General features: G+C 60.2%; 9 protein-coding genes. 4 read left to right on the forward strand and 5 right to left on the reverse strand.

Going from position 1 to position 9,786, the window contains the following annotated elements; genetic code table 11:
* The first annotated feature begins 83 nt into the window (after positions 1–83).
* Positions 84–866, forward strand: a complete 783-nt coding sequence (locus tag NW827_RS02110) for an alpha/beta hydrolase (protein WP_414403981.1) — start codon at positions 84–86, stop codon at positions 864–866.
* On the opposite strand, the gene NW827_RS02115 is transcribed toward NW827_RS02110, so the two are convergent.
* The 3 genes from NW827_RS02115 to murC form a co-directional block, all read right to left on the reverse strand.
* Positions 832–1,611 carry a DUF3598 family protein gene (locus tag NW827_RS02115; RefSeq protein WP_414503283.1) on the reverse strand — a complete coding sequence of 260 codons (780 nt, stop codon included), beginning with the start codon at positions 1,609–1,611 and terminating at the stop codon, positions 832–834. The genes NW827_RS02110 and NW827_RS02115 overlap by 35 nt on opposite strands.
* Positions 1,612–1,750: 139 nt before the next feature.
* On the reverse strand, positions 1,751–2,731 hold the full coding sequence (murB, locus tag NW827_RS02120) for a UDP-N-acetylmuramate dehydrogenase (RefSeq protein ID WP_414403983.1): 981 nt from the start codon (positions 2,729–2,731) through the stop codon (positions 1,751–1,753).
* A 64-nt stretch (positions 2,732–2,795) separates the two neighbouring features.
* On the reverse strand, positions 2,796–4,193 hold the full coding sequence (murC, locus tag NW827_RS02125; RefSeq protein WP_414503285.1) for a UDP-N-acetylmuramate--L-alanine ligase: 1,398 nt from the start codon (positions 4,191–4,193) through the stop codon (positions 2,796–2,798).
* Positions 4,194–4,498: 305 nt separating this feature from the next.
* Here murC and NW827_RS02130 point away from each other — a divergent pair, with 305 nt between their 5' ends.
* The 3 genes from NW827_RS02130 (at position 4,499) to NW827_RS02140 (ending at position 7,659) form a co-directional block, all read left to right on the forward strand.
* Positions 4,499–5,647, forward strand: a complete 1,149-nt coding sequence (locus NW827_RS02130; protein WP_414403984.1) for an ABC exporter membrane fusion protein — start codon at positions 4,499–4,501, stop codon at positions 5,645–5,647.
* Between the two features lie 8 nt (positions 5,648–5,655).
* Positions 5,656–6,834, forward strand: a complete 1,179-nt coding sequence (devC, locus tag NW827_RS02135; protein ID WP_414360542.1) for an ABC transporter permease DevC — start codon at positions 5,656–5,658, stop codon at positions 6,832–6,834.
* An 87-nt stretch (positions 6,835–6,921) separates the two neighbouring features.
* Positions 6,922–7,659 (forward strand): DevA family ABC transporter ATP-binding protein, encoded by a 738-nt coding sequence (locus NW827_RS02140; RefSeq protein WP_414360545.1) that lies wholly within the window; start codon positions 6,922–6,924, stop codon positions 7,657–7,659.
* Here NW827_RS02140 and NW827_RS02145 read toward each other — a convergent pair.
* Both NW827_RS02145 and NW827_RS02150 read right to left on the reverse strand, forming a co-directional pair.
* Entirely contained in the window at positions 7,656–8,630 is a 975-nt protein-coding gene (locus tag NW827_RS02145) for a GDP-L-fucose synthase family protein (RefSeq protein WP_414360548.1), read from the reverse strand. The genes NW827_RS02140 and NW827_RS02145 overlap by 4 nt on opposite strands.
* A 55-nt stretch (positions 8,631–8,685) precedes the next feature.
* On the reverse strand, positions 8,686–9,786 hold a 1,101-nt coding region (locus NW827_RS02150), incomplete at its 5' end, for a DHHA1 domain-containing protein (RefSeq protein WP_414503284.1).

Consider the following 9,786-nt stretch of genomic DNA (forward strand, 5'->3'; position numbering starts at 1 on the left):
TGAGTATACAGTGCGGGGCTTCCCACCGATTAAGCTAAAAAGGATCCCGTCCCCCCTGGGTCAAGTCTTGAGGCGAGGTTTTGATGCTGAGCAACGAGCCTTTCCTGTGGCGGGGATCAAGGGAGCACGCCTGCCTGCTGCTCCATGGGTTGGGGGGTGGCGTCTACGAGTTGCAGTGGCTGGCGGAGCGGCTGCTGGCAGCCGGCTTGACGGTGCAGGGGTTTAACTACCCTGGCCACGAGCGTCCAGCACCCCGCATGCCCCCTTCCCGCTGGACCGACTGGTACGGGCGGGTTTTGGAGCATTACCTAGCCCTGCGGCAGGAGTACCCGCGTGTTTCGCTGGTGGGGTTTTCCACCGGCTGCCTGTTGGCGCTGCACCTGGCCTTTGCCCATCCTGTCCACAAATTGGTGCTGCTGGCACCGTTTTTTGCCATTCGCCACCACTGGTACTATCTCTTTCGCCCGGAGCAGTACCTCCACAGCCTGGGCTGGCTCTTGGAAGATGTCCCTCGCTTTCGCCTAGCGATTCGGGATGGCGATGTCCGCGCTTTGGCAGAAAAAGTGGCCTATTTTCGCAGCTTCAATCTGACGGCAGTGCGCAGCGCCCTTGAGCTCATCGAGCGGGTCAAGGGGGAGGTGGCCAGTGTCCAGGTTCCCACCCTCATCCTGCAGCCGCGCCAAGATACGGTGGTGGATCCTGAACAAGCAGCGTGGCTTTATCAAGAACTGGGATCCGCCCAGAAGAGCCTGCATTGGCTGGAGCACTCCGACCACATTCTCACGTTGGACTGTGAGCGGGAGACGGTGTTTGCCCAGGTCTGCGCTTTTCTCACCCAGGATCCCGCTCCAGCCGGATCAGCGTAACCCGTTGCCAGGCGCCACGCTCATCGTAGTCGCGCACCAAGTGCAGCAGGTGGCGGCCTTCCGGCCCTTCCGGAAACCAGCCAAGGCTGACAGAAAAGCGGCGATCCCGATGCAGGGTAGGGATGGGCAAGGGATCCGGCCCGCCAATCCATAGCCCTCCCGGCAAGGGATCCCAGGGGCTGATCCAGTCTGGTTCTGAAAAGCACACCTCAGTTTCGCTGAGCAGGCTGTCAGAGGCAGAAAAGCTCTGGGCGATCCCCCGCCATCGCCCTTGCAGGGCCAGGCTTAGTTGCGCCTTGGTAAGTGAGGGAAAGTTGGCAGCAAGATCCAGCGCTTGGCCGCGCTGCTCCAAGATGACAGTCACCCCCACCAAGCGGCCCTGGGCGTCCCATTGTTGCACCAGCCGCGCCTTGCAATCCCCCCAGAGGAAGCCCTGCTCGACGGCAAAATCGCCAAATGGTGCCAATTGCAGCCGCCCGTTGGAAAAGGAGCCATCGGGGAAAAAGCGCAAGCCGGGCGAGAAATCCTGATAAACCCAGCTCTGGTGGCTTTCTGGGGTAGGGGATCCCTCTAGGGGGTAGTAGGCATTGGTTTGGCGGATCCCGCCCAAATCCAAAGCTTCAAAGGTGATGAGGCTGCGCTTTTGGCCCACCCGCTCCCAACCATGAGCCGTGGGTCGGTAGTTGGAAAAGAGGCCCTGCCACGTTCCTAGGTGCAAAGCTAGACACTGTCTCTGGGTTTTCATAAAGCGATGGAACTGTTGCGGACGGGGAAGGGGAGTACTCTCTCTTTGGCTCGCCGCTTGCCTATGGCTTGGCTAGCTCTGGAGTGGGTGGCAACCCCCAGGGGCTCCTTCGAAGCAACCATTGCGGGGTACTGGCCCTCTAACCAGTTTCCTCAAAGGAGCCTAGAATCCGTACTTCTGGCTCCAGAAGTATTGACCACTGCTGATAAACCTTTTCCTGCGCCAGGCGAATCAGGCGATAGATGTCGCTGGCGCTGGCCTGGCCGCAATTGAGGATGAAGTTGGCATGGCGCTCGGAAATCTGGGCCCCGCCAATCCGGTAGCCCTTTAGACCGGCCTGCTCAATTAACCAGCCGGCAGGGTAGGTTTCGGGGTTGCGAAAGACGCTGCCACAACTGGGTAGATGGTAGGGCTGAGAGCTGAGACGCTGGTTGAGGTTGCGCTGGGTTTCCCACTGCACCTGGGCTGGATCCCGGCCTGGGATCAACTGCAAGGTTGCCCCTATAACCGTCCAGGGCAAGTCTTGCAGGCGAGAGCGGCGGTAGCCAAATTGCAAGGCAGCAGGTTCCAAGCGGCAGGGCTTCTGGTCTTCATCCAAAATCTGCACCTCCACCAGCACATCCGCCATGGCGCGCCCGTGGGCGCCGGCATTCATCACCACCGCTCCCCCCAGCGTGCCTGGGATCCCAATTGCCCATTCCAAGCCGCTCCAGCCCTGCTTGGCAGCTACCCGCGCCAGGTTGACCAAAGGTTCTCCGGCAGCGGCCCAGATCCTTCCCCCCTCCAACAGTTGCAGCCCGCGCAAACGCCGGGTGTGGATAACTAGCCCCCTCAACCCCGCATCGCTGATGAGCAGGTTGCTACCTGCCCCCAACAGGGTGACAGGGATCCCTTGCGTCCGCGCCCAGGCCAAGCACTGCTGCAGTTCCCGGTTGCTGCCGGGCTCACAATACCACTCCGCCTTGCCGCCCACGCGGAAGGTGGTTAGAGGAGCCAAGGGGATCCCTGGGCGAATCCGTCCAGACAGCAGCGCTGCTTGCTCCGTGAGGAGAAGCTCCTTGTCGCCAGGAAGGTCCGCGGCGTCAGACCCACAGGAGGGCACCACCGGAGCTGTCGTCATGATATCGATACCTTGCAAGCAGCCATCTCTTTAGCTAAAAGCTGGGATTTTTGGCTTGCCCGGGCTAGTCCCCCTCCGGAGCAGGCCGGAGCTGTTCCCCTACCTGGGCTGCATATGCCCGCATCGTAGCGGCTATCTGCTGATTGAGATCACCTGCACCCAAAAAGACAGCGAGATCTCCAGGCTGCAAAACAGAGGCCAACACCTGCGGCAATTCCGGCAAAGAAGACACATAGTGCACCTGCGGATGGTGCTCCGCCACCGCCACGGCCAACCGCAAGCTGTCAGAACGCTCCGGCGCCGGTTCTCCTGCCCCATAGGTGGGCACGATCACCACCACATCTGCCTTCTCAAAGCAGCAGGCAAAATCTTGGAATAGGGCAGCCAAGCGGCTGTGGCGATGGGGCTGAAACACGGCCACCACCCGCCGCTGCTGCAGCCGTGCTGCCTGCAGCGTAGCGCGAACCTCACTGGGATGGTGGGCATAGTCATCGATAAAAGTGACCCCGCCTACCTCGCCCTTGGCTTCAAAGCGGCGCTGCACCCCCCGAAACTGGGCCAGAGCAGAGGCAATCACGGGGAACTCCAAGCCCAACTGTCGCCCAACGGCAACGGCGGCCAAAGCGTTGCTGAGGTTGTGGGATCCCAGCACCTGCAGCTGGAGCTGGCCAAGGAGGGATCCCCTCTCCCAGATCTCAGCAGAGGTAAAATCCGCGGCGTAGACAATCTCCCGGGCCTGGTACTGAGCTTGGGGATGGCCAGCAATGCTGTAGCCCACATTCACCGCTAGATGAGCAGCCACGTTGGGGCAATCTAGGCAAGCCACCAGGGTTTGGCTCTGCTGCCCGTACTGCTGAAAGGCCCGGATTACCTGCTCCAGATTGGCATAGTGATCCGGGTGATCTAGCTCAATGTTAGTGATCACGCCAATCTTGGGGTAAAGCCGCACCAGCGATCCGTCCGACTCATCCACCTCGGCTACTAGGTATTCCCCCTGGCCCAGACGGGCGTTGCCATCCCAGGCGTCCATCTCTCCGCCAATGATTAAGGTGGGATCCCAGCCTGCTGCCAGCAGCACATAGCCAATCATGCTGCTGGTGGTGGTTTTGCCATGGGTGCCTGCTACACCAATGCTGGGGCGATGGTTAAACAGGGCAGCCAGTAAATCGGTTCGATGCCAAACCTTTAGTCCCTTGTCTAGAGCCGCTGCCAATTCCGGGTTGCTGGGGCGAATGGCACTGGAGTAAACCACCTGGGGATCCCCAACCAGCCCCTCCGCTGTGTGACCTTGAATAACGCGCACCCCCAAAGCTTCTAGGCGGCGAGTGCGATCATTAGTAACGATATCTGATCCGGAAACGCGAAACCCTTGCTTAGCCAAAATGTAGGCCAAAGCGGACATCCCAACCCCCCCAATCCCCACGAAGTGATAAGCCGAAAGGGAGGAGTTCGAGGGATCCAAACCTTGCCCAAGCAGAGATGAAGACGGAGCACGCGCCGAGATGACGGGATCTTCTCCCCCGACTGTCTCTACCATTGCACCTTTCCCTCACTCCTCGCACACACCCAGAACAAAAGCTGCTGCCTGTTAGAGGCTTAGGCAAGCCAGATCATATCAGCAGTTCTTTGCCTTCTGCAGCAAAGCCTGAGGCAAATGAGCTGCTTAAAGGTGTGATCTCGAACTTGACACATCTGTCTACTAAGCTTTATATTTCTTAAAAACAGGGTAGCCGTGGCCTTGAAGTTGACGGCAAAATGAGCCCCCGAGTGCTGTGGTTACTGCTAGGAGCTGGGCTGGCCGGCTGGGTAGCGCTAGCTAGCTTCGGGTTAAGCAAACAAGCAGCTCCTCAAGAAGCAACGCCGCCAGCAGCAACTCCGGCAGGGGCCAAGCCAACGTCGTCAGCCAGCTATGTTGGAGCTCTGGGCCGCCTAGAACCAGAAGGAGAAGTCATCCGCGTTGCTGGCCCTCCCGGCGAACGACTGGGGGAGCTGTGGGTAGCCGAAGGGGAGCGGGTGGTGGCCGGGCAAGTATTGGCTCGTTTGGAAAGCTACAGGGAGCGCTTAGCAGAACGGGAGTATGCTGCTGCTCAACTGCAAGAAGCCCGCGCTCGTCTAGAGGCTGAGACCCGCTTTGGCCAGGCTCAAATTGAAGAAGCACGCACTCGCCTCAAACGCCTAGACGAACCGCAACAGTTGCAGATCCGATCCCAGGAGGCAGTGGTGAAGCGCCTGCGGGCGGAGCTAGCCGATGCAGAGGCTAACCTGGCTCGCTTTCAGGCTCTCTGGCAGGAGGGGGCTATCTCTCAACAGGAACTCGATCAAAAGGCTCTTCTGGTGCGGCAGCGCCAGGAGGACTTGCAGGCTGCCGAGGCCACTCTCAACCAACTGCGCATAGCCCGCGAGCAGGATCTGCGCAACGCCCAAGCCCAGGTGCAGGCTGCTGAAGCGGGGTTGAGGCGGGCGCAGGCACAAGTGCAGCTGCAGTCTTTAGTCCGCAACCTGGAGCTGGCGGAAGCCCGCCTAGAGCGCACCCTCATCCGTGCTCCCCGCGCCGGCCAGGTGCTGAAAATCCACGCTCGGCCAGGGGAGATCATCACTGCTGACAAAGGGATCCTCGAGCTGGGCAACACCGACCAGATGATGGTGGTGGCGGAGGTCTACGAAACCGACATCCTGCGGGTGCGGCCCGGACAACGGGCCACCATCAGCAACCGCGCGCTGCCAGAAACCCTGCAGGGCCGGGTGGAGCGGGTGGGCTTGCAAATTGGCAAGAAAGATGTGCTTAACACTGACCCTGCTGCCGATGTGGATGCTCGGGTGGTGGAAGTGTACATCCGCCTGGATCCAGAAAGCAGTGCCCGCGTAGCTGGCCTGACCAACCTGCAGGTGGATGTGGCCATCGAGGTCGAGGGGTAGAGGGAGCGATGTCCAGCCTGTTTGGTATTCTTGGGCACCGCATCCCCCTAGCCTGGCTGCAGTTGATGCGGGAGAAGATCCGCCTGCTGGTGGCCATTGCAGGCATTACCTTTGCCTGCATCCTTATGTTCATGCAGTTGGGTTTCCAGGACAGCCTGCTGGAGAGTGCCATCCGCTTCCATGTTGCTCTCAAGGGGGAGATCTTCCTAGTCAGTCCCCAGTCCAACGCCCTCATTGCCATGAACCCCTTTTCCCAGCGGCGGCTCTATCAGGCGTTGGGCTTTGAGGGAGTGCGAGCCATCTCGCCAGTGTATTTGGGCTTTGCCCTCTGGAAAAACCCCGAGACCCGTCGCACCCGCAGCATTTTTGTAGTGGGAGTGGATCCCTCTGCCGACCTGTTGGATTTGCCAGGGCTGACCCCCGAGGAGCTGGAGGAGACTAAAAAGATGGACGTAGTGCTCTTTGATCGCCGCTCCCGCAGCGAGTTTGGTCCGATTGCCCAATGGTTTGAGGAGGGACAGGAGGTGGTTACCGAGGTGGGGAACCGCCGTGTCCAGGTGGGGGGCCTGTTTGAGATGGGAGCCACCTTTGGCGCCGACGGCACCATCCTTACCAGTGACCTCAATTTCCTGCGCATTTTTCCCCAGCGCGAGCGTGGCCTGATAGACATTGGCGTGGTGCAACTCCAGCCAGGGGTAGATCCCGAGCCACTGCTAGAGCAGATGCGAGCTTTGCTGCCGGAGGATGTGCGGGTACTCTCGCGGGCAGAGTTTATTGACATGGAGCGGAGCTATTGGGAGGAAGGCACGGCTATTGGCTTTATTTTTGGTCTGGGGGTGGCCATGGGCTTTATCGTCGGCATTGTTATTGTCTATCAGATTCTCTATACCGATGTCTCCGACCACCTAGCAGAGTATGCCACCCTCAAGGCCATGGGCTACACCGACACCTATCTGTTGGGGGTAGTACTTCAGGAGGCTCTTTTGCTGGCTGTCTTGGGCTACATTCCCGCTTTTGCCCTAGCAGTTTTGCTCTACGATTTGACAGCCAATGCCACTCTCTTGCCTATTGCCATGACCTTCAACCGAGCAATGTTGGTCCTAGGCTTAACAGTGAGTATGTGCTTTATCTCAGGAGCAATTGCGGTACGACGGCTGCGGGCTGCTGATCCTGCTGATATTTTCTAGCAGTTCTGGCTACTGCTGCAGCAACAATCTAGAGGATGGCCTAGTTAGTGATTTGTCAATGCAAAGTTCTGGGATTTTGAGCTTCCTATGCTAACTTCTCTTCTTCATCAAGCTGCTCCCACTCCTACTCAAAATACTGCTGAGCCAGTGGTCAAAGTCGAAGGGCTAAACCACTATTTCGGAGAGGGATCCCTGCGCCGGCAAGTGCTTTTTGACATCAACTTTGTTCTGCAGCCGGGGGAGATTGTGTTGTTGACTGGCCCCTCTGGCTCCGGCAAGACCACGCTGCTCACCCTCCTGGGAGCCTTGCGCTCGGTCCAGGAGGGCAGCTTGCAGGTATTGGGGCAGGAGCTGCGGGGAGCCAAGCCCAACACGCTTGTCCAGGTCCGCCGTAAAATCGGGTATATTTTTCAGGCCCACAACCTGCTGCGCTCCCTGACGGCAGCCCAAAATGTGCGCATGGCCCTGGAGCTGCACAATGGCCTTTCTTGCCAGCAAGCCCAACAGCGGGCAGAAGCGATGCTGGCGGCAGTGGGCCTCGGGGATCACGTCCACTACTACCCAGAGCAGCTTTCGGGAGGGCAAAAGCAGCGGGTGGCCATTGCGCGGGCCCTGGTCAGCCACCCCAAGCTGGTGCTGGCGGATGAGCCAACGGCATCCCTGGATAGCAAGTCGGGCCGCGAGGTGGTGACCCTGATGGAGAAGTTGGCGCGGGAGCAGGGTTGCACCATCCTGATGGTGACCCACGACAACCGCATCCTTGATATTGCCGACCGGGTGCTGCACATGGAGGATGGAAGGCTGGAGAGCCAGCCCCTTGCCTAGTTTGCCCCGTTGGAGGCGTGGCGGCGGTACCAGTCGATGGTGCGCTGCAGCCCTTCCCGCAGCCCCACCTTGGCCACAAAGCCTATCCTCTCGCGGGCCTTGGAGACATCTAGGCAGCGGCGGGGTTGGCCGTTGGGCTTGTCCGTTTGCCAGCGGATCTCGCCGCGAAACTCCATCAGCTCGCAGATGAGGGCAATGAGATCCCGAATGGAGATCTCCTCGCCCGTGCCCAAATTCAGGGGCTCAGGGCTGTTGTAGAGCTGAGTGGCCAGGAGAATACCCCGGGCCGCATCTTCGACGTAGAAAAACTCGCGGGTGGGGCTGCCATCTCCCCACACCTCCACGTAGTTCTGGCCCCGCTGTTGGGCTTCATGCACCTTGCGGATCAAGGCCGGGATCACGTGGGAAGTTTCGAGATCGAAGTTGTCCATGGGGCCGTAGAGGTTCACCGGCAGGAGGTAGATGCCGTTGAAGCCATACTGCTGCCGGTAGGCCTGCAGCTGCACCAGCAGGGCTTTCTTGGCAATGCCGTAGGGGGCGTTGGTCTCCTCCGGGTAGCCATTCCAGAGATCCTCTTCCTTGAAGGGGACGGGGGTGAACTTGGGATAAGCGCAAATGGTGCCCACACAGACAAACTTCTCCACCCCGGCTAGATAAGCGGCGTGGATGAGCTGGGATCCCATGATCAGGTTGTCGTAGAAGAGCTCCGCCGGCTTGGCCTGGTTGAGGCCGATGCCGCCCACATGGGCCGCCAAATGGATGACGACATCTTGCCCCTGCACCACCTCTTGGCAGACTTCCCAGCGGCGCAGGTCGTGGGTGCGGGAGCGCGGGATCCGCACCTGCTCCGGCTTCACCCCCAGCACTTGCAACTGCTGCAGCACATGTTTGCCCAAAAAGCCACTCCCTCCGGTGAGCAAAATGCGCTTTTGGCTAAGGTCGATGGCACTGGACCAACTATTGGGCGTCATGGTGAGTGCGGAAAATTCCCGGCTTCCATTATGGGGCAGAGGGGCTGCTCCTCTTCTAACTGCTCGAGCTTGCAGGTTTCTGCGCTCCCTTTTCCAGCTCTGCCCGCAGCCGCTCCTGGGCCACCTGCAAGGCTTGCGCCAGTTTCTCGGGCTGCTTGCCACCGGCCTGGGCCAGGTTGGGCCGCCCACCCCCACCGCCGCCAGCGAGTTTGGCAATCTCGCCAATAAAGGAGCCCGCCTTGAGGCCAAGTTTCTGAACCGCCGGGCTAAAAGCAGCTACGAAGCTCACCTTGCCCGCCTCTGGCACCGATCCCAGCACCACTGCCCCTTCTCCTACCTTGTGGAGCAGGTGCTCGGCGGCAACTTTGAGGGCCTCAGGGGGAGTGGCTCCCAATTCCGCCACCAAGATCCTGAGGTTCCCAACCGATACTGCCTGGGGCAAGAGCTGCTCTGCCTGGAGCAGGGCCAGCTGGCTGCGGGCCTCCTCAAGCGCCTTCTGGGTAGCCCTCAGCTCCGCCTGCAGAGCCGCCACCCGCTCTGGGATCTCCTGCGGCTTGGCCTTGAACTGGGCGCTTAGCTCCCGCACCACCTTGTCGCGCTCGTTGAGGTACTCCAGCACCGCTGGCCCCGCTACAGCCTCGATGCGGCGGATCCCGGCGGCTACGGCGGTTTCGGAGATGATCTTAAACAGGCCAATCTCAGCCGTGTTGCTGACGTGGGTGCCGCCACAGAGCTCCATCGACACCCCCGGAAAATCAACCACCCGTACCTGAGCGCCGTATTTTTCCCCAAACATGGCTATTGCCCCTCTGGCTTTGGCCTCTGCTAGGGGCAGGATGGCTACCTGAGCCGGATGGGCCTCGGCAATCCAGGTGTTAACCAAGTTCTCAACTTGCTCCAGCTCCTCGGGGGTAAGGGGACGCGAGAGGGTAAAGTCGAAACGTAGCCGGTCAAAGGCCACCAGGGATCCCGCCTGGCTGATGGAGGGATCGACCACTTTCTTGAGGGCTGCCTGCAGGAGGTGAGTGGCACTGTGGTGAGCCTGGGCGCGCCGCCGACAGGCCAGGTCAATCTGGGCCTGCACGGGATCCCCCACCCGCAGGATCCCCCGCTCCACCCGGCCAAAGTGGACAAACAGATCCCCCCGCTTTTGCAC

Source organism: Synechococcus sp. H70.1 (assembly GCF_047502705.1).
Lineage (GTDB): Bacteria > Cyanobacteriota > Cyanobacteriia > Thermostichales > Thermostichaceae > Thermostichus.